The sequence below is a fragment of the Erythrobacter sp. JK5 genome, from assembly GCF_018205975.1.
Lineage (GTDB): Bacteria > Pseudomonadota > Alphaproteobacteria > Sphingomonadales > Sphingomonadaceae > Erythrobacter.
This window is the reverse complement of sequence record NZ_CP073577.1, coordinates 1,740,911-1,759,045: the sequence shown is the minus strand read 5'-3', so window position 1 is coordinate 1,759,045 and position 18,135 is coordinate 1,740,911. Positions and strand designations below refer to the sequence as shown.

Below are 18,135 nucleotides of genomic sequence, written 5' to 3'. Positions count from 1 at the left end.
CGAAGTATGGTCGCAAACCGACCGCAAGCGCAACGGACCGCCCGCAGCGACACGATCCTTGATCGCATGAGCAAGGACTTGGCACTCGCGGTTCCGCGTGCGCAAAGATGATGGTGCCGGCTAGAGGAATCGAACCCCTGACCTGATGATTACAAATCAACTGCTCTACCAACTGAGCTAAGCCGGCGTGTCCGGATCGGGACGCGCGCCTCTATCGGCAAAGCGCGGCGATTGTCCAGCCCCATGCGCGCGCGATCACTTTCTGACGCGCCATTCCTTCCGGTAGGTCGATTCCTCGTTGTACTTGCGATGGCGGGCCGCGTCCTGCTCGGCGAGCTCTGCGGGCGTGGAGCCGCGCGAACCGTGGCGCTTGATCAGCGCGTCCCGCCGGATCGGCACCAGCTGCACGATCGGGGTCCCGGCTTCGAGCGTCGTTTCCTGCGTCCCGCCGGTCCAGATGAAGGGGAAGTTGATGGTGGTCGCGAATCGGTCGCAATCGACCAGGCCCGAAAAGCAGTAGAATGGCAGGTCGGGCCGGTTCATCACCGGCTGGAACAGCACCGAATAGCCTTCGGGCACCCGGACCCGCCACGGATTGACGAATTTGAGCGGCACCACGCCGGCAAAAGGCGGATCGGGGGCGCCGAGCTGGCCCGGATGGTGCTGCTCGATCGGCCGGAACGCGCAATCCTCGGCCCAGCGGATGTCGAGGTTCGGTATGCCCGTGCCGCCGCCGAAGGTCACCGCATAGGGCAGCGGGATGACATAGCCGAGTGAGAAGGCGTCGGTCACCGGCAGGCACGCCTTGACCGTCAGCCCCGGCAATCCCTGCTCATCGGGCATCCCCATTTCGCGGTCCATGCGCCTGAACCATTCGGGCGCGAAGCGGATTGCGGGTTCGGGTGCGGGGATCGTGCCCGCGAGCGCGGGATCGCACAGGAATTCGATGTCGACGTCGTCGGTCATGCTGCGCTCGTCGCCTACAACGCGCCGAAGGTCCAGCCTTCGGTATAGGCGATTTCGGCGGTAAGGCAGCGCGGCTCCCAGCGTGCCGGCTCCGGCGCGACCTTGCGCAGCCAGGCGGCGGTGAGCAGCGCGTCCGAGGAATGGTCGTCGACCTCGCCTACCTCGTCGACCGGCGGGCAATCGAGCACGTCGAGCGCGGAATTGAGATCGGCATAGGTCAGCAGCTTGGTCCGCCCGCCCAGCGCTGCCGTCTCTTTCGAGGCAAGCCCGGTGTAGATTTCGACCGCCATCGATCCGCCGCTGGTGATGCGCTTCTCCGGGATCGGGTCCACCGGCCAGACCGGCAGGTGCCCGCGCAGCTGGTGCAGCATCCGCATGCCGGTGAGCGAGGATTTGCCGACCTGCGCCGCGCCGACGAGGTTGAAATTGCTCACCGGGCGGCATTTCTGCGCGCGCTGCGCGGTCTCGGCTTCGCGAAAGCGGCCTTCGCGGGTCGCGGCGCCGGGCAGCAGGAAGCGGTCGCCCTCGTCGTCGCGGCCGTGCCGGAAATAGCGCCGGGCTTCGGGATGGGTCACGAAGCTGTGCGCGCCGAGAAACGGTTCGTCCGCGCAGATTTCCTCGATCAGTTCCCACAGCTTCTTGGCGCTCCTGGGGGTGCGATCCCAGCCGGGAAAGAACGCGCCAGTGTCGTGGAACGGCAGGCTGATGCCGAGATCGAGCCCGACCAGCGCATTGGCCGGCAGTTCGTCACGCAGGATGTCGCGCACCTCGATCCGCGAAAAGCCTCCGCGCGGCGGCTGCACCAGGGCGGGCGGACCGCCCTTGCCATCGGCGATCGCGATCGCAATCCCCTTGTGACGCTCGCCCCGCGCGCCCGACCAGTCGATCGCGACGAAGTGGTCGAATTCACGCATCAAGGGGTGGGGCAGGCGGTTCCGGGCTTGAGTGCCCATCCGCCTGCGTCGCCGGAGACGAAGGAATCGCGCTCGTATTGCGACAGGTCTTCCCAGTCCTCGACGCGGTCGAACGGGATCGCCGAGATGTGCAGGCAATCGTCGCCTTCCCAGCGGTCGATCCGCCAGTCGGTCATGAACGGAACGGCCGAATTCAGATAGATCGGTTTGAGACCGGTTTCGTAGACATACCAGACGCCAAACCCTTCAAGCCCGCCATAGCCCGATTCCGACGATTGCAGCGCGGCCATCCGAAACCCATTGGGGGAGAAGACCGGGCGATGGCCTGTGTCGAGCACAGTCCCGGTTCCGGCGCGGTCGACCAGGGTGTAGCCGAATGCTTCGTATCCGACCCAGCTGAAGCCGACGAAGCGGTCCTGATGGATTTCGAAGTCCTCGCCCTCGAACATCCAGCTCAGATCGACGCATTCGGTCGTTCCGGCCGTGGTCGCGACCGCCATCCAGCGGTTCGAAGCGGCTGCGAACGCGCTCCACTCCTGCGGCACAGCAAACGACTTCTCACCGTCCCATTCAAAGTCGAATTCCTGCTGCGGTATCGCCTCGCAATAGGCCAGCGACGGTGCCGGATCGGGGTGCGCGAGAGCCGGTACGGCCACGCCGAACGCGGCCGATACAGTCAGGATTGTCCATGCAGTTCGGATCGCTTTCGCTGCCACCATTCCATCCGCTCCCTAACCTTGCGCTCGAACCCACGTTCGACCGGTTCGTAATATCGTTGCGGCTCCATCCCCTCCGGCCAGTAATTGTCGCCGGAAAAGCCGTCTTCGCGGTCGTGATCGTAGGCATAGCCTTCGCCGTAGCCAATATCTTTCATCAGCTTGGTCGGCGCGTTGAGGATGTTGGCGGGCGGCATCAGGCTGCCGGTTTCCTTCGCCGATCGGAACGCGCCTTTCTGCGCGGCATAGGCGGCGTTCGATTTGGGCGCGGTGGCGCAGTAGAGGCAGGCCTGGACGATCGCGAGTTCGCCTTCGGGGCTGCCGAGGAATTCATAGGCGTCTTTCGCCGCGAGGCACTGGGTCAGCGCCTGCGGGTCGGCGAGGCCGATATCCTCGCTGGCGAAGCGCACCAGGCGGCGCAGGACGTAGAGCGGCTCTTCGCCTGCGGTCAGCATTCGCGCCAAGTAGTACAGCGAGGCTTGCGGGTCCGATCCACGCAGCGACTTATGCAGTGCGCTGATGAGGTTATAGTGCCCGTCGCGATCCTTGTCGTAGACCGCGACGCGGCGCTGGAGGAACTGGCCGAGGCCCGCCGGATCGAGCGGCTCGGTGAGCTTCGCATTGTAAAGCGTCTCGGCCTGACCCAGCAGGAAACGCCCATCGCCGTCGGCGCTGGCGATCAGCGCGGCGCGAGCCTCGTCGTCAAGGGGCAGGGGGCCTTCGAGCTCTTCCGCGCGCGCCAGCAGCGCTTCGAGCGCGGCATGGTCGAGCCGTTCGAGGATCAGCACCTGAGCGCGGCTGAGCAGCGCGGCGTTGAGCGCGAAGCTGGGGTTCTCGGTCGTCGCGCCCACCAGCGTCACCGTCCCGCGCTCGACAAAGGGCAGGAAACCGTCCTGCTGCGCGCGGTTGAAGCGGTGGATCTCGTCCACGAACAACAGCGTGCGCTTGCCTGCCTCGGCCATCTTGTCTGCCTCGGCAAAGGCCTTCTTGAGGTCCGCCACGCCCGAAAACACTGCGCTGATCGACACGAACCGCATCCCCACCGCATCGGCGAGCAGGCGAGCGATGCTGGTCTTCCCCGTGCCGGGCGGTCCCCACAGGATCATGCTCGATAGCTTGCCCGCGCTGACCATCCGCCCGATCGCGCCTTCGCGTCCGGTCAGGTGGTCCTGTCCGATGACCTCGCCGAGCGAGCGCGGGCGCAGGCGATCGGCGAGCGGTGCGTCGTCGCGCGGGGCATCGCCGCGCGCAGGCGACGGGGCATCGTTTTGGAACAGGTCGGCCATTCGTCGGCAGAAATAGGCCGCTTGTCAGAAAAAGCCATTCAACCCTTGCATCGAAACATCTACGATATATCTTTGTTCTATCGAAGATGCCGATGGAGATCGAGATGACCTGGCAAAAAGGACGCAGATACCGCCGTGGCAATGCCTGGCAGATGTACGGGCCGCTGATGGCGATGATGGCCGCTGGCGGTAAATGGAACGCCGATTGGGGCGACTGGAGCGGCGATTGGGGTGGCGGCCCCGGCGGATCGGGCCGCAGGCGTCGTCGCGGACGGATGTTCGGTCAGGGTGAGCTACGGCTCGCGCTGCTCGCGCTGATCGCCGAGGAACCGCGCCATGGCTACGAACTGATCAAGGCGATCGAGGAAATGACCGGCGGCCAGTATGCGCCGAGTCCCGGTGCCGTGTATCCGACGCTGCAATTGCTCGAGGATGAAGGCAAGATCACGCCTGCCAAACCGAAAGGTAAGGGCAAGGACAAGGATGCCGACAGCGGCAAGAAGCCGTTCGAGGCGACCAAGGACGGCAAGGCCGAGCTGGAAGAGCGCGCCAGCGAGGTCGAGTCCCTGATGGATCGCCTCAACGAGCACGGCGAGCGCGCCGAAAAGGTCCGCTCGCCCGACCTGTTCCGCGCCATGGGCAACCTCGCCAATGTGCTCAAGAACCGCGCGCGGGCGGGCACGCTCGACAAGGCGGTGATGGACGAGATCGTCGATATCATCGACGAGGTCGCCAAGCGGATTGAAAGGATTTGATCGAAACCTTTTCGCGGTTGGTCCTTAACCGGTTTGCCGTGCGCGCCGCTTGGGCTTAAGTTCCCTCCCCATCGATCGGGTCGCGTCGGTTGGGGAGGGGAACCCATGAACGAAGCAATCGCAACCAAGACGCCGTGGCACCTGTGGGTGGTCGGCGTGCTGACGCTGCTGTGGAACAGCGTCGGCATCGTGAGTTACATGACCACACGGCTCGGAATGCTGGACCAACTTGGCATGACGCCCGAACAAATCGCCTTTTTCGACAGTTATCCGGTGTGGGCCAACACCTTCTGGGCGCTCGGCGTCTGGGGTGCGTTCGTCGGCTCGATCCTGCTGCTGCTGCGATCGCGCTGGACGATCGTCTCCGTTGGGGTCGCGATCGTCGGTCTTATCGGGACGACATATTTCCAGTTTGTCCATGTCGACCTGCCCGAAAGCCTCAGTGCGCCGGGGTTGACCGCCGCAATCTGGGTGACGACCTTCTTCCTGCTATGGTACGCCATGCGGATGAAATCGGCGGGCGTGTTGCGCTAGGCGATCAGGCCGGGGCGGCGCTTTCCGCTTCCTCGGTCGCGATGATCTCCTGACGCTCCTCGACCAGCCGGACATAGGTATCGGCGACCACCCGGTTGATCGCTTCCCAGTCGTATTCGCCCGCCTTGGCTGCGCCCGCAGCACCGTGGCGCGCGCGCAGGTCGTGATTGGTGCAGTACGGCGCGATCGCCTCGGCAAACGCGTCCGCATCGCTGGGAGGCACCAGCCGTCCGGTCTCCCAGTCGTCGACCAGACTCGAGGCACCCGTCGCGCCCGCTGCGACAACCGGAAGACCGCAGGCCATAGCTTCGAGCGTCACGTTGCCGAAGGTTTCGGTTATCGAGGGATTGAAGAACACGTCGCCGCTGGCGAGCGCCTGACCCAGATTAGCCCCGGTCTTGAACCCGGCAAAGATACCGCCCGGCAGCGCCTCTTCGAACCAGCCGCGCGCCGGTCCGTCGCCGATCACCAGCACCTTGTGCGGGACCTGGCGCTTGCGCAGCTGGACGATCGTTTCGGCGAACACGTCCAGCCCCTTTTCCATCACCAGCCGTCCGAGGAAGACGATCGCCACGTCGTCATCGTCAAGACCGAGTGAACGACGCCATTCGAGGTCGCGCTTCGCGGGTGCGAACACGGTGCGATCGACGCCGCGCGACCACAGCGCGATATCGTCGTGCATCTTCGTCGCCAGCAATTCGTCGATCATGCTCTGCGACGGCGCGACGAGCGCATCGCAGCGATTGTAGAAGCGCCGCAAGATCCGGATCACCAGCGGTTCGAGGAACGCCATTTTGTAATAGCGCGGATAGGTTTCGAACCGCGTGTGGACCGAGGCGAGCACCGGGATGTCGTTATCCTGCGCCCAGCGCAGCGCCGCGTGGCTGGCCGGATCGGGCGAGGACAGGTGGACGATGTTGGGCCGGAATTTCTCGAGATCGCGCCGCGCCTTGCGGCCCAGCCCGGTCGGCAGGCGATATTCGCCGCGCCCCTTTACCGGCATCGCGATGTTGGGCACGCCGATCAGTTCGCCGGTCGGTTCGAAATCGGGTTTCTCGACCGTCGGCGAATAGACCCGCACCGCCGCACCGTGGTCGAGCATCGACCCCATCAGACGGTTGAGCGCCTGGTTCGCCCCGTCGCGGGTGTAGTTGTAGTTGCCGCTGAACAGGGCAATGCGAAGGTCGGACGTCTGCATTTCGCGGCACGTTTAGGGCAGTCGCGCATTGAATGCGAGAGCGGAAGGGTCGGGAATTCATCCTTGCCCGCAGCCAATCTGTCGCAGGCCTGCAATTTCAGATTGACTCTGCCGTGCGCAACCTTAGTGCCGCCGACGGGCCACGCGGTCCCAACGCCGCGCGTGCTCTCTGCAAGGAGAGAATACATGACTGACCATATCCGCGGGCTCCTGCACGAGCCCCCGCTCAAGCCTGAGCGGCCTCAATTTTCTTCCGGTCCCACGGTAAAATATCCGGGCTGGTCTCTCGACAAGCTGAAGACTTCCGCACTCGGGCGGTCGCATCGCTCGGCGACGGGGAAGGCGCGCCTGAAATACGCGATCGACCTGTCGCGCGAGCTACTCGGCGTGCCCGAGGATTACCTCGTGGGCATCATGCCGGGATCGGATACCGGCGCGATCGAGGCGGCGATGTGGACGATGCTCGATCCCGCGCGCCCGGCGACGGTCGCCGCGTGGGAAAGCTTCGGCAATGTCTGGATCCAGGATGCGGTCAAGCAGCTCAAGCTACCCAACCTGCAGACGCTCACCGCCGACTATGGCGAAATCCCCGACCTTTCGACCATTCCGCAGCGCAACGATGTGGTGTTCACATGGAATGGCACCACTTCGGGCGCGATGATCCCGGACACCGACTGGCTCGAGCCGGGTCGCGAGGGCGTGGTGCTCAACGACGCGACCAGCGCTGTATTCGCGCAGGAAATGGACTGGCCCAAGCTCGATGCCACAACCTACAGCTGGCAGAAGGTGATGGGCGGCGAGGCGCAGCACGGCATGCTGATCCTGTCGCCCAAGGCGGTCGAGCGGATCGAAAGCTACGACCCGGCCTGGCCGCTGCCCAAGCTGTTCCGGCTGAAGAAGGGCGACACGATCAACCGGGGCATCTTCGTGGGCGAGACCATCAACACCCCATCGATGCTCGCGACCGAGGATTACATCGCCGCGCTCGAATGGGCGAAGTCGATCGGCGGGCGCAAGGCGCTGTTCGAACGCGCCGATGCCAACGCCAAGATCGTCAAGGACTGGATCGAAGCCACCCCGTGGCTCGAAAACATGGTCCCCGATCCGGCCAAGCGCACCAACACCGGCGTGTGCATGAAGTTCAAGGGCGACTGGTACGAAAGCCTTTCCCCCGAGGACCAGGCCGGCGTGCCAAAGCAGATCGCGAAAATGCTCGAGGAGCGCGCGGTCGGCTACGACTTCAACGGCTATCGCGACGCCCCGCCGAGCTTGCGCATCTGGTGCGGCAGCACGGTCGAGGCGGAGGATATCCAACGCCTGCTGCCGTGGATCGAGTGGGCGTTCGAATCGCTCAAGAACGGCTGATTTCCAGCCCGTGAGTTCCTGCGAAAGCAGGAGCCCAAGCCCGCTTTCCCTTTCCCGTTTCTGGGCTCCTGCGTGCGCAGGAGCTCGCAAAGGACACGAACAATGACCAAACCCAAAGTGCTCATCTCCGACAAGATGGACGAGAACGCCGCGCGTATCTTCGAAGAACGCGGCTGCGACGTCGATGTGAAGCCGGGCATGACGCCCGACGAGCTCAAGGCCGTGATCGGCGAGTACGAAGGCCTTGCGATCCGCAGCTCGACCACGGTGACGCCCGACATCCTCGACGCGGCGACCAATCTCAAGGTGATCGGCCGCGCCGGGATCGGCGTGGACAACGTCGATATTCCCTATGCCAGCAGCAAGGGTGTGGTGGTGATGAACACCCCGTTCGGCAACTCGATCACGACCGCTGAACACGCGATCGCGATGATCATGGCGCTGGCCCGGCAGGTGCCCGAGGCGAACGCCCGGACGCAGGCGGGCGAATGGCCCAAGAGCGCGTTCATGGGCATCGAAGTGACCGGCAAGACGCTGGGCCTGATCGGCGCGGGCAATATCGGTTCGATCGTCGCCAGTCGCGCGCTGGGCCTCAAGATGAAGGTCATCGCCTACGACCCGTTCCTGACCGAGGACCGCGCGATCGAGCTCGGCATCGAGAAGGTCGATCTCGATACGCTGCTGTCGCGCGCCGATTTCGTCAGCCTGCACACCCCGCTGACCGACGATACGCGCAACATCCTCAGCCGCGAGCGGCTCGAACACGCGAAACCCGGCATCCGCATCGTCAATTGCGCCCGAGGCGGCCTGATCGACGAGGCGGCGCTGAAGGATTGCCTCGAAAGCGGGCAGGTCGCCGGCGCGGCGCTCGATGTGTTTGCCGAGGAACCGGCCAAGGCCAACCCGCTGTTCGGCGCGCCCAACTTCATCTGCACACCGCACCTTGGCGCATCGACCACGGAAGCGCAGGTCAATGTCGCGCTGCAGGTCGCCGAACAGATGGCGGATTACCTCGTCAACGGCGGGGTCACCAACGCGCTCAACATGCCAAGCCTCAGCGCCGAGGAAGCGCCCAAGCTCAAGCCCTACATGGCGCTCGCCGAAAAGCTCGGCAGTCTCGTGGGCCAGTTGGCGCACGGCAACTTGACCAAGATCAGCATCGAGCGCGAAGGCGCGGCGGCCGAACTCAACGGCAAGCCGATCACCGGGGCGGTGCTCGCCGGGCTGATGCGGCGCTATTCCGACAGCGTGAACATGGTCAACGCGCCCTATCTCGCGAAGGAACGCGGGCTGGATGTCAGCGAAATCCGCCACGATCGCGAAGGCGCATTCAACACGCTGATCCGGGTTACCGTGGAAACCGCGCAAGGGCCGCGTTCGGTCGCCGGAACGCTGTTCGGCAACCATGCCCCGCGACTGGTCGAGATTTTCGGCATCGGGATCGAGGCCGATCTGGCTGGCGACATGCTCTACGTCGTCAACGACGACAAGCCGGGCTTCATCGGCCGGATCGGGACGCTGCTGGGCGATCACGGGATCAATATCGGTACCTTCAACCTCGGTCGCCGCGACGCGGGCGGGGAGGCGGTGTTGCTGCTGAGCCTCGACGAAGCGCTGACGCCCGAAACCATCGCCGAGGTCGAACAGGTCGAAGGCGTCAAGGTGGCGATGGCGCTGGGGTTCTGACGCCGGATTGCCCACCCCCAACCCCTCACGCTTGCGGGAGGGGAGCGAGATTTGCCAGCTTGCTGGCTGGTCGCAGCGGGGTGGGCTTTCCCCGGCAGACATAGGGCGCTAAGCGCGCTGGCAATGACCCAACCCACCGATCTCCTGCCCGAAGGACTCGAAGACGCTCTGCCGCGCGCGGCAGCGCGGATCACCGCGGCCATGCGGGCCTGCCTCGATATGCTGGGCGCGCATGGTTACGACCGCGTGCGTCCGCCGCTGCTCGAATTCGAGCGATCGCTCGCGAGCCGGATGGAGGGCATCCATACCAACCAGATGTTCCGCTTCGTCGACCCGGCGAGCCTGCGCACGCTGGCGCTGCGCAGCGACATCACCCCGCAGATCGGCCGGATCGCAACGACCAGCATGAAGGACGCGGCGCGCCCGTTGCGGCTGGCCTATTGCGGCGACACGGTCGTCATCAAGGCGAGCCAGCTCGATCCTGCGCGCGAGCGGTTGCAACTGGGGGGTGAGCTGATCGGATCCGACACGGTCGCGGCGGCGAGCGAGGTCGTAATGGTTGCGATCGAAGCGCTGCAGGCGGCGGGTCTGGCGGGGATTTCGGTCGATTTCACTTTGCCCGACCTCGTCGACACGATCGCGGCGCAGGACCGGTCGCTCGATGCCGATACGATCGAAGAGATCCGCCGCGAACTCGACACCAAGGATGCGGGCGGGCTGAAAGCGGTCGGCGGCTCGGCGTACCTGCCGCTGCTCTACGCTACCGGCCCGTTTGCCGAAGCGATGGCGAAGCTGCGCGAACTCGATGCGGGCGGCGCGCTCGCGACCCGGCTCGACGGGCTCGAGGCGGTCGCGGCGGGCGTTGGCGACGCGGCGCGGATGACGCTCGACCCGACCGAACGCTATGGTTTCGAATACCAGAGCTGGTTCGGGTTCACGCTCTATGCCGAGGGAGTGCGCGGCGCGGCGGGGCGCGGAGGCACGTACCGAATAGGCGGCACCGGCGAGGCCGCGACCGGCTTCACGCTGTACGTCGACCGGCTGGCCGAAGTGGCACCGGAGCCCGAAGCGGTGCAGACTGTGTTCCTGCCCTATGGGCATGATCCCGTCGCTGCGGCGGAACTGCGCGGGCAGGGGATGCGAACCGTGGCGCAGCTTGCCGAAGACGACGATCCGCATGCGCTCGGATGCACGCACGCCCTGCGCGGAAACGATCTATCGCCCCTGTAGTCCGGCTTGCTGCATTTGTCCGGTCAGCGCGAAGAGCCTGCGAATACTTTCCAAGCGCTTCCGAATACGTTCAATACCCTGTGTTCATTGGAACAAGGACCTGCTAGGCATCCAACTGGTGTGAATTGGGCAGCGAATTCCTGGCGGAGGTGTGAATGGGGCATGTGACGCGGGACATCGCATGGTGCGAGATCGACATCGACACCACGAACCGGGTCATCTTTCTCCAGCAACGCTGGCTCTACAACTGGATTGTCGCTCCCGGCCAGACTGCATGGACCGCAACCGAACGGCGGGATTTTCACAACGCCGCCGATCGCCTCGTTTGGCAATACTGGAGTGGCCGGGCATTCCTGAGGGCGCGCGGTACGTCGCAGGTGGCAAGGACGCCCGGTAACTACGTCGTCAACTGGGACATCCGCTGGGTGACCAGCAACCAGCACTGGACAGTTACCGTGCAGAAGATTGCTCCCAGTGCACAGGTAACGAGCTCGGTGCGCTGGAATGCGCGAACGATCTCGCTCGATACGAACGACATCAATCCGCGCACGGTTTCGACCAGCCGACCGACCAACCGGCAATATCCGGTCGCTCATGAATTCGGGCATTCGGCAGGCAATACGGCGGTTCTGGGGCGCGGTGACGAGTATCCCGCATCCTCGCCTCACAACAGCGACTTCAGAAGCATGATGAATCAGGGAAGCGAGTTGCGCACCCGGCATTTCGATACGATAATCGGGGAACTGAACACGATGATCCCAAACACGACCTTTCAGGTGGCGGTGATCCGATGATCGCTCCGCCACAAATCGCAACAGGACCAAGACGTTCGTTCGCCTTCGTCTTAGCAGGCGTGCTGGTGATGACGTGGGGATGCGACGGAAATGCTTCGCTCGCCAATCTGCCGAACAAGTCTGACGATGCGATCGCAGAGACGTCGGGTACAAGCGGAACACCTTCGGACAAATCAAGCGCGTCGGCAGGGTCCGGCCTGGGAAGCGAGGAGTATTCCATGGCGCAGTGGAAATCGAACGGGTGCGACACCCTGGCTCAAACCGCCGACTATAACGGCAAGTCGCAGCAGGAGGCGCACGATATGCTTGGAGAGCCGTCCTCGACCGAGCAATTCCTTCTGGGCGAAGGCGCGACGGAGTTTCGCATTGGCCTGCTCAACGTCTTCTCGCAGGAGAAGGACGCAGGCCGAACGATCCGCGAGGAAACCTGGGTCGATGGCGATTGCCGGTTGACGCTCTGGCTGGCGCAGGACGACGATGTGTGGTCGGTAAGGCAAGGCCTCGTCTGGCCCGGCGACGCGGAGTTCTGACTTCGCGGTCGCGCGATCGACCTAACCGTCGAACGTCGAAGCGAGAAAACGACCCACGGCCGACGTTTGTTCCGCGCCGTCCTCGGTGCCGAGTTCGCGGTTCATGCGCCCATGATCGGTGCCCGCGATTGCCACAGCCTCGGCATTCGCCCCTGCGGCCTGCAATCCGGCGACCAGCATCTCCGCCTGAACTTTCGCGCGGTCTCGCTCTTCCACATAGAGCGCCAGCCAGTTGGGCGCATCGCGACCGCCGACGTGTGTCACCGGGGACAGCGCTGCCTGACGCGCCGGATCGTTGCCGAATGCCGTTCGATAGATCTGCGCCGCCTGCGGGGCGGGATCGGCCATAATGGCGGTGACATCGTAGCCAGCGCCGTCGAGCAACACGACGCCCTTGATCGCTGCGAACGCATCACCCGCATATTGCGGATCGGTCGCAACCAGCGCTGCCAGATGCGCGCCCGCGCTGTGGCCCATCAGCACGATCCGGTCGGGATCGAAGCCGATTGCCGATGCCTGCCCGCGCAGTGCCCGGATCGCCGCGCCGATATCCTGTGCTTGCTGCTCCACGGGCGCGTCGGGCAGGAGGCGGTAACCGGTCGAGGCGAAATAGTAGCCATTGCCATTGAAGTGATTGGGCTTGTTCTGGACCGTGGTCTTGTGATTGCCGAACGACCAGCCGCCGCCGTGGATGAAGATGATCATTGGCAGTTCGTCCACCGCATCGTCGGGTTCGTAGACGTCGATCTGCTGGCGCTGGTGCTGACCGTAGAAGATCGTGCGATCGATCTTGGCCGAGGATTGGAATTGTCCCCCAGCTGCCCCGTCGCGGCTTCTTCGTCCCCGTTGTCCGCGCTGCTGGGCGCGCTCGCGCACTTCCGCTGCGCAACCTTCCGACAGCTGGCTCGCTTTCTCCTGCAGGCAGGACCGGATCTTCGAGCGGTCGCGTCCGCAGAGCTGCACGATTTCGCGCACGCATTCGCGCGAGGGGCGATCGGACCGCTGCGCAAGGATCGGCGCGGCGATCAGCATGGTGGCGAGGCCCGCGACGAGGGCTGTGGCGAGGCGATTCATGGTCTGGCTCCGATCGTTACCCACGTTCAACGCAGGTCTCGCGCAAACCCTTCGCGCGGGGCAATGCAAAAGCGGTCGCGAATTGTAACGTGCAGCCTGTGAGGCAGCCGCCGAACGCGCTTGCCCTTCCATGCCCCAGCGCCTAACCCCGCGCGGTTTGCGCGTGCCTGCGCACGACCAGACATGGGGTTCAGCAAGGGAAAGCAATGGCCAACGTCACCGTGATCGGCGCCCAGTGGGGCGATGAGGGCAAGGGCAAGATCGTCGACTGGCTCGCGAGCCGCGCCGATGCCGTGGTCCGGTTTCAGGGCGGCCACAATGCCGGGCACACGCTGGTGATCGACGGCACGACCTACAAGCTCTCGCTGCTGCCCTCGGGCATCGTCTCGGGAACGATGAGCATGATCGGCAACGGCGTGGTGCTCGATCCGTGGGCGTTGCGCGACGAGGTGGCGAAGCTCGAAGGGCAAGGCGTGGTCATCAACGATGATAGCCTTGCTGTCGCCGACAATTGCCCGCTGATCCTGCCGCTGCACCGCGATCTCGATGGGCTGCGCGAAGGCGCGGCGGGCAAGGGCAAGATCGGCACGACCGGGCGCGGGATCGGCCCGGCCTACGAAGACAAGGTCGGTCGCCGCGCGATCCGGGTGTGCGACCTCGCACATCTCGACCATATCGAACCGCAGCTCGACCGGCTGTGCGCGCATCACGATGCGCTGCGCGCCGGGTTCGACCAGCCGCCGGTGGATCGTGCGGCGCTGCTGGCCGAGCTGCGCGACGTCGCGCCGTTCGTGCTGCGGTTTGCCCAGCCGGTGTGGAAGCGATTGAAGAAGGTCCGCAAGGCGGGGGCGAAGATCCTGTTCGAAGGCGCGCAGGGCGTGCTGCTCGATGTCGATCACGGCACCTATCCCTTCGTCACCAGCTCCAACACCGTCAGCGGCACCGCGGCGAGCGGGAGCGGGCTGGGTCCGAACTCGACCGGTTTCGTGCTCGGGATCGTCAAGGCCTACACCACCCGCGTCGGCTCGGGACCGTTCCCGACCGAACTCGACGACGAGGTTGGCCAGCGGCTGGGCGAGCGCGGCCATGAATTCGGCACCGTCACCGGGCGCCAGCGGCGGGTCGGCTGGTTCGACGCGGTGCTGGTACGCCAGACCTGCGCGATCAGCGGCGTGACCGGTATCGCGCTGACCAAGATCGACGTGCTCGACGGGCTGGAGACGGTGAAGATCTGCACCGGGTACCGGCTGCGCGGCAATGTCATGGACTACCTGCCCAGCCATGCCGGGGACCAGGAGTCGGTCGAGCCGATCTACGAGGAGATGGAGGGCTGGAGCGAATCGACCGCCGGTGCGCGCAGCTATGCCGACCTGCCCGCCAATGCGATCAAGTACATTCAGCGCATCCAGGAGCTGATCGAATGCCCGGTCGTGCTTGTTTCGACCAGTCCGGAGCGCGACGACACGATCCTGATGCGCGATCCGTTCGTCGATTGAGGCGGCCTGCTTCACGGCCGGTTCCCCGCATGGGACACAGGGGCAGCGGCGGAATTGCCCGGCGGCGTGCGAGGCGATACATTCTCGCGGAATGAGACGCCTGCTCGCCCCGATCGCGCTGTTCGCCCTCGCCGCCTGCGCCGGGCAACCGGCCACGCCGGTGCGCGAGCCGGTGGTCTATCGTGCGCCGGTGGTCCGGGCGATCCCGGCTCCCACCTACCGCGTCGCCGACTACCTGCTGGTCGACAAGTCCGACCGCATCCTTGTCGCCTATGCGCAGGGCCAACCGATCAAGGTCTATTACGGGCTGCAGTTCGGCGATGCCCCTTACGGGCACAAGCGGTTCGAAGGCGACGAGCGCACTCCGGAAGGGATCTACACGATCCACACCCGCAACCCGAACAGCTCCTATCACCTGAGCCTGCGGATCGACTATCCCAACTCCGCCGACCGCGCCTTCGCCGCGCAATATGGGCGATCGGCGGGCGGCGACATCTTCATCCATGGCCAGCCCAACGGGCTGCCATCGGATCGCCGGATGCGCGGCGACTGGACCGATGGCTGCATCGCGCTGACCAACGCCGAGATCGAGGAGCTGTGGAGCATCGTGCCCGACGGCACCCCGATCGAGATCCGGCCCTAGCCCTTGTCCGAGGAAAGCAGCGCAACCTGCAGCTGCAGCTTCTTCACCTCGCGCAGGATGGCGAGCATGTTCATGCGGTTGTAGAACCATTCCTTGATGAAGCCCTGCATCATCAGGACGGCGAGCGTAATCGCGCCCCACCACACCATCTCATCGGATGCTTCGGCGGTGAAAAAGCGCCACCCTGCATAAAGCAGCACAAAGCCAAGCACGAATGCCACGGCGAATATCAGCTTCGACCAGCCGCCGAGCGGGCCGACAAGCACGTCTCCGATCTGGGTGAACATGCCGCGTCCCTCGTCCAGTGAGGCGAGAAAGGCCTTGTCGTCCTCGTCGAGCGCGGCGGCGATCCGTTCGTCATGGGTGTTCATACGGGTTCTCCTTGGGGGTCGGTGGTTTCGGGTGTTTGCCCGCTCAGGGCCGCTTTCAGCTTGCGGCGGGCGTGGAACAGGCGGCTCTTCGCGGTACCGGTGGCGACATCCTGCACCTCGGCGATCTCGCGCAGGGTCAGCCCTTCGACGAAATGCAGATGCGCGGCCAGGCGCTGGTCGGGCGGCAGTGCAGCGAACGCCTGGTGCAGCGCGAGCCGCTCGGCCTGCATCGCGGGGAACGAGGGATCGTCGGTTCCGTTATCGGCCAGCGCGGCCGCATGGGTACGCTCGCCGATCACGCGCCGCAGGTGGTCGGCGCCGCGCCGGTGCAATACCGCAAAGGCATAGGCACGAAACCGCGCCGGATCGCGCAGGCGACCGAGGCCTTTCCAGATGCCGATCCAGCATTCCTGCACCAGATCGCGCGCGAGGTCGGCATCGCCGGTATAACGCAGCGCGGCGCGGGCGAGACGAGGATTCCAGCGCGCATGCAGGCGTTCGAGCGCGCGCTTGTCGCCCTGCTGCGCCAGCATGACGAGCAACTCGTCGAAAACTGCACCGGCTGGCGGCACGGACCCGGGGCGAAGCGCTTGCGTCATTGCCCGGGTAGTCTGACGCGAAGCGCAAAAGGTTCAATGCAGGCCGCGAAAAATCGCAAGGCGGCAACGAATTCTTGACCTGAACACGTTTTGTTCTACTCTCGTTCCGCAATCGAGGAGGCGAGTCCATGGTCAAGAGTGAGCCCGAAGACTTCAATTACGATTCCAGCGATCGCAACTTGGCGCGCGACGGAGCGGGATTGCCCGCGCGGGTCGCGATTTTCGGCGACCGGGCGGGAATCAGGCGACAGATCGCGGAAGACCTTGCCGGAGCGGGGTTTCGCACGCTCGATGGCGGAGATCTCGGCGTGCTGCTCGCAGGTCCGATCGCGCTGCTGGGCGATGTGGTGCTGGTCGATTGCCCGCTGGTCGACGCAGCGACACTGGCGGCGCTGGCGCGGCTCGACATGCGCGCGGCGCGCGCCGGGGCGCAGCTGATCGTCTCGACCTCGCTCGACGCGCTCGACGATGTGTTCGACGCGCTCGACCAGTCCAGCCCGCAAATCCTGGTTCAGCCGAGCCGCGCGGAACGGGTGGTTGCGGTCGGCCGGGTGATGCGGACCGTCGCCAATCGAAGGGTGCGCGAAATGACCGAGGACGATCGCCTCGCGCTGTTGCGGCTATCGCAGCAGGTCGAAGCGATCGCGCAGCAGCTCGACCGGATTTCCGCGGATGGATTGGCCGAACCCCGGCGGCTGGCCGATTCCAGGCGCGACTGGCGCGGCCCCGGCGACGGCGGGGCACCGGGCACTCTGGGCGGGAAGTCGGTGCGACCGCCGCTGCCCGACCCGCGACTGGTGCGACAGATCATCGTCCGCAGGCAGGCGCGCAGCAAGTTCTTCGATGCCGAGCTGTTCTCCGATCCGGCTTGGGACATGCTGCTCGATCTCACCGCCGCGCATGCCGAGCACACACGGGTTTCGGTGACGTCGCTGTGCATCGCGGCCGGCGTTCCGGCGACCACCGCGCTGCGCTGGATCAAGCAGCTGGTCGATACCGGAGTGTTCGAGCGGATCGCGGATTCGAGCGACAAGCGTCGCACCTTCATCGCGCTGAGCGATCGCAGCGTCGATGCGATGGCGCGGTACTTCGCCGCGATCGAAATGCCGCTCGCGGTGGCGGCCTAGCGTTCGGTTTCGCGGCGCAGGATCACGGTCACACCGCCGGTCCGGTTTGCCCCGGCGCAGACCGGCATCCCACCGGTAGGGTCACGGGGATCGGCGAGCGGGCAAACGGCTTTGTCGCACGTCAGCCGCAGGGCATCGGCACGCGCGCGGGCAAGGATTGCAGGGGCGATATCTCCGTGGAGGCAGAGCGCATCGGCCTCTCCCAGCAAGCGCGACTGGCGGATCGTCAGGTCGTCCGGATCGTCGCTGGCCAGATCCACTTCGTGCCATTCGGCTGCGTTCGCCGTCTGCGAACCTTCGACCCAGCCCGATACACGTTCGTGCGATGCTGGATCGATCGCATCGAGCGCGCCGCCTTCGCGCAGCGCCTCGTCGAGGGCGCGGCGCCGCTCGGCACTGCCGGGGAATCGCTCACGCAGCTTCGGGCGAACGGCATGGAGCGCGTCTGCCAGCTTGCCCAGCGTGGCCGGAAGGAACCGTTCGAGCCGCAGGCGCACATGCTTGGCGAGCCCCGCCGATGCGCCGCCGGTGCCGATCGCGATCAGCAGCGGGTCGCGTTCGAGAATGCTCGGAGTGGTGAAATCGCACAATTCGGGCCGGTCGACGACATTGACCAGCATCCCGGCGCACCGCAGGTTGATCGCCGCGACCTCGCAGGCTTTCGGGTCCTCATATGCGACGAAGGCGATGCGAACGCCTTCGTCCACCGCCTGCGCCTGATCGTCGATCACGATACCCCCGGCGCGTGTCACCAGCCGCCGCTTGGGTTCGGCGGCATCGCCTTCGCCCAGCACCAGCACCTTCTGCCCGGCGATCCGGTGGAACAGCGGAAGGCTGGCGAGTTCAGCCAT

General features: G+C 65.2%; 19 protein-coding genes and 1 tRNA gene. 10 read left to right on the top strand and 10 right to left on the bottom strand.

The window, feature by feature from the left end:
* Positions 1-111 precede the first annotated feature (111 nt).
* From KDC96_RS08660 to KDC96_RS08640, 5 genes are all read right to left on the bottom strand, one after another.
* Positions 112-187: transfer RNA gene (locus tag KDC96_RS08660), tRNA-Thr, on the bottom strand.
* A gap of 68 nt (positions 188-255) precedes the next feature.
* Positions 256-966: a hypothetical protein gene (locus KDC96_RS08655; protein ID WP_212448069.1), complete on the bottom strand. Its 711-nt coding sequence runs from the start codon at positions 964-966 to the stop codon at positions 256-258.
* A gap of 14 nt (positions 967-980) precedes the next feature.
* On the bottom strand, positions 981-1,880 hold the full coding sequence (locus KDC96_RS08650) for a hypothetical protein (RefSeq protein WP_212448068.1): 900 nt from the start codon (positions 1,878-1,880) through the stop codon (positions 981-983).
* Positions 1,880-2,599, bottom strand: coding sequence for a hypothetical protein (locus tag KDC96_RS08645; protein WP_212448067.1), 720 nt, complete (start codon positions 2,597-2,599; stop codon positions 1,880-1,882). Before KDC96_RS08645 ends, KDC96_RS08650 begins: the two co-directional genes overlap by 1 nt.
* A complete protein-coding gene (locus tag KDC96_RS08640) occupies positions 2,557-3,882 on the bottom strand; it encodes a replication-associated recombination protein A (protein ID WP_212448066.1) in 1,326 nt (441 codons plus the stop codon). Before KDC96_RS08640 ends, KDC96_RS08645 begins: the two co-directional genes overlap by 43 nt.
* A 104-nt stretch (positions 3,883-3,986) precedes the next feature.
* On the opposite strand from KDC96_RS08640, the gene KDC96_RS08635 reads away from it, so the two are divergent.
* Positions 3,987-4,637: a PadR family transcriptional regulator gene (locus KDC96_RS08635; RefSeq protein ID WP_249171728.1), complete on the top strand. Its 651-nt coding sequence runs from the start codon at positions 3,987-3,989 to the stop codon at positions 4,635-4,637.
* Between the two features lie 105 nt (positions 4,638-4,742).
* The gene (locus KDC96_RS08630; protein ID WP_212448064.1) at positions 4,743-5,171 is read left to right on the top strand and encodes a hypothetical protein; all 429 of its coding nucleotides are present in this window, start codon (positions 4,743-4,745) and stop codon (positions 5,169-5,171) included.
* 4 nt (positions 5,172-5,175) lie between these two features.
* Here KDC96_RS08630 and KDC96_RS08625 read toward each other — a convergent pair whose 3' ends face one another.
* Positions 5,176-6,369, bottom strand: a complete 1,194-nt coding sequence (locus KDC96_RS08625) for a glycosyltransferase family 1 protein (protein WP_212448063.1) — start codon at positions 6,367-6,369, stop codon at positions 5,176-5,178.
* A gap of 186 nt (positions 6,370-6,555) precedes the next feature.
* Here KDC96_RS08625 and KDC96_RS08620 point away from each other — a divergent pair, with 186 nt between their 5' ends.
* The 5 genes from KDC96_RS08620 to KDC96_RS08600 all read left to right on the top strand — a co-directional run bounded on the left by KDC96_RS08620 (position 6,556) and on the right by KDC96_RS08600 (position 11,974).
* Positions 6,556-7,734 (top strand): phosphoserine transaminase, encoded by a 1,179-nt coding sequence (locus KDC96_RS08620; protein WP_212448062.1) that lies wholly within the window; start codon positions 6,556-6,558, stop codon positions 7,732-7,734.
* Positions 7,735-7,836: 102 nt separating this feature from the next.
* Entirely contained in the window at positions 7,837-9,420 is a 1,584-nt protein-coding gene (serA, locus tag KDC96_RS08615) for a phosphoglycerate dehydrogenase (RefSeq protein ID WP_212448061.1), read from the top strand.
* A 123-nt stretch (positions 9,421-9,543) separates the two neighbouring features.
* Positions 9,544-10,650: an ATP phosphoribosyltransferase regulatory subunit gene (locus KDC96_RS08610; RefSeq protein WP_212448060.1), complete on the top strand. Its 1,107-nt coding sequence runs from the start codon at positions 9,544-9,546 to the stop codon at positions 10,648-10,650.
* Positions 10,651-10,805: 155 nt separating this feature from the next.
* Positions 10,806-11,444, top strand: a complete 639-nt coding sequence (locus KDC96_RS08605) for a hypothetical protein (RefSeq protein ID WP_212448059.1) — start codon at positions 10,806-10,808, stop codon at positions 11,442-11,444.
* Between the two features lie 218 nt (positions 11,445-11,662).
* Positions 11,663-11,974 (top strand): hypothetical protein, encoded by a 312-nt coding sequence (locus KDC96_RS08600; protein ID WP_212448058.1) that lies wholly within the window; start codon positions 11,663-11,665, stop codon positions 11,972-11,974.
* A 21-nt stretch (positions 11,975-11,995) separates the two neighbouring features.
* On the opposite strand, the gene KDC96_RS08595 is transcribed toward KDC96_RS08600, so the two are convergent.
* Positions 11,996-13,048: an alpha/beta hydrolase gene (locus KDC96_RS08595; protein WP_212448057.1), complete on the bottom strand. Its 1,053-nt coding sequence runs from the start codon at positions 13,046-13,048 to the stop codon at positions 11,996-11,998.
* A 206-nt stretch (positions 13,049-13,254) separates the two neighbouring features.
* On the opposite strand from KDC96_RS08595, the gene KDC96_RS08590 reads away from it, so the two are divergent.
* Together KDC96_RS08590 and KDC96_RS08585 are read left to right on the top strand one after the other, a co-directional pair.
* Entirely contained in the window at positions 13,255-14,544 is a 1,290-nt protein-coding gene (locus KDC96_RS08590) for an adenylosuccinate synthase (RefSeq protein WP_212448056.1), read from the top strand.
* A 91-nt stretch (positions 14,545-14,635) separates the two neighbouring features.
* Positions 14,636-15,187, top strand: a complete 552-nt coding sequence (locus KDC96_RS08585; RefSeq protein ID WP_212448055.1) for a murein L,D-transpeptidase family protein — start codon at positions 14,636-14,638, stop codon at positions 15,185-15,187.
* Here KDC96_RS08585 and KDC96_RS08580 read toward each other — a convergent pair.
* Both KDC96_RS08580 and KDC96_RS08575 read right to left on the bottom strand, forming a co-directional pair.
* The gene (locus KDC96_RS08580; protein WP_212448054.1) at positions 15,184-15,558 is read right to left on the bottom strand and encodes a DUF6768 family protein; all 375 of its coding nucleotides are present in this window, start codon (positions 15,556-15,558) and stop codon (positions 15,184-15,186) included. The two genes, KDC96_RS08585 and KDC96_RS08580, sit on opposite strands and share 4 nt — an antisense overlap.
* A complete protein-coding gene (locus tag KDC96_RS08575; RefSeq protein WP_212448053.1) occupies positions 15,555-16,157 on the bottom strand; it encodes an RNA polymerase sigma factor in 603 nt (200 codons plus the stop codon). The genes KDC96_RS08580 and KDC96_RS08575 overlap by 4 nt, the downstream gene beginning before the upstream one ends.
* A gap of 128 nt (positions 16,158-16,285) precedes the next feature.
* Here KDC96_RS08575 and KDC96_RS08570 point away from each other — a divergent pair, with 128 nt between their 5' ends.
* Positions 16,286-17,284, top strand: coding sequence for a MarR family transcriptional regulator (locus tag KDC96_RS08570; RefSeq protein WP_212448052.1), 999 nt, complete (start codon positions 16,286-16,288; stop codon positions 17,282-17,284).
* On the opposite strand, the gene KDC96_RS08565 is transcribed toward KDC96_RS08570, so the two are convergent.
* Positions 17,281-18,135, bottom strand: coding sequence for a bifunctional precorrin-2 dehydrogenase/sirohydrochlorin ferrochelatase (locus tag KDC96_RS08565; RefSeq protein ID WP_212448051.1), 855 nt, complete (start codon positions 18,133-18,135; stop codon positions 17,281-17,283). The genes KDC96_RS08570 and KDC96_RS08565 overlap by 4 nt on opposite strands.

What these genes read in the sequence shown, in the direction of transcription:
- KDC96_RS08655 (WP_212448069.1), bottom strand. Translation starts at nt 966, where the DNA reads ATGACCGACGACGTCGACATCGAATTCCTGTGCGATCCCGCGCTCGCG.
- KDC96_RS08650 (WP_212448068.1), bottom strand. Translation starts at nt 1,880, where the DNA reads ATGCGTGAATTCGACCACTTCGTCGCGATCGACTGGTCGGGCGCGCGG.
- KDC96_RS08645 (WP_212448067.1), bottom strand. Translation starts at nt 2,599, where the DNA reads ATGGTGGCAGCGAAAGCGATCCGAACTGCATGGACAATCCTGACTGTA.
- KDC96_RS08640 (WP_212448066.1), bottom strand. Translation starts at nt 3,882, where the DNA reads ATGGCCGACCTGTTCCAAAACGATGCCCCGTCGCCTGCGCGCGGCGAT.
- KDC96_RS08635 (WP_249171728.1), top strand. Translation starts at nt 3,987, where the DNA reads ATGACCTGGCAAAAAGGACGCAGATACCGCCGTGGCAATGCCTGGCAG.
- KDC96_RS08630 (WP_212448064.1), top strand. Translation starts at nt 4,743, where the DNA reads ATGAACGAAGCAATCGCAACCAAGACGCCGTGGCACCTGTGGGTGGTC.
- KDC96_RS08625 (WP_212448063.1), bottom strand. Translation starts at nt 6,369, where the DNA reads ATGCAGACGTCCGACCTTCGCATTGCCCTGTTCAGCGGCAACTACAAC.
- KDC96_RS08620 (WP_212448062.1), top strand. Translation starts at nt 6,556, where the DNA reads ATGACTGACCATATCCGCGGGCTCCTGCACGAGCCCCCGCTCAAGCCT.
- serA (WP_212448061.1), top strand. Translation starts at nt 7,837, where the DNA reads ATGACCAAACCCAAAGTGCTCATCTCCGACAAGATGGACGAGAACGCC.
- KDC96_RS08610 (WP_212448060.1), top strand. Translation starts at nt 9,544, where the DNA reads ATGACCCAACCCACCGATCTCCTGCCCGAAGGACTCGAAGACGCTCTG.
- KDC96_RS08605 (WP_212448059.1), top strand. Translation starts at nt 10,806, where the DNA reads ATGGGGCATGTGACGCGGGACATCGCATGGTGCGAGATCGACATCGAC.
- KDC96_RS08600 (WP_212448058.1), top strand. Translation starts at nt 11,663, where the DNA reads ATGGCGCAGTGGAAATCGAACGGGTGCGACACCCTGGCTCAAACCGCC.
- KDC96_RS08595 (WP_212448057.1), bottom strand. Translation starts at nt 13,048, where the DNA reads ATGAATCGCCTCGCCACAGCCCTCGTCGCGGGCCTCGCCACCATGCTG.
- KDC96_RS08590 (WP_212448056.1), top strand. Translation starts at nt 13,255, where the DNA reads ATGGCCAACGTCACCGTGATCGGCGCCCAGTGGGGCGATGAGGGCAAG.
- KDC96_RS08585 (WP_212448055.1), top strand. Translation starts at nt 14,636, where the DNA reads ATGAGACGCCTGCTCGCCCCGATCGCGCTGTTCGCCCTCGCCGCCTGC.
- KDC96_RS08580 (WP_212448054.1), bottom strand. Translation starts at nt 15,558, where the DNA reads ATGAACACCCATGACGAACGGATCGCCGCCGCGCTCGACGAGGACGAC.
- KDC96_RS08575 (WP_212448053.1), bottom strand. Translation starts at nt 16,157, where the DNA reads ATGACGCAAGCGCTTCGCCCCGGGTCCGTGCCGCCAGCCGGTGCAGTT.
- KDC96_RS08570 (WP_212448052.1), top strand. Translation starts at nt 16,286, where the DNA reads ATGGTCAAGAGTGAGCCCGAAGACTTCAATTACGATTCCAGCGATCGC.
- KDC96_RS08565 (WP_212448051.1), bottom strand. Translation starts at nt 18,135, where the DNA reads ATGGCTGAACTCGCCAGCCTTCCGCTGTTCCACCGGATCGCCGGGCAG.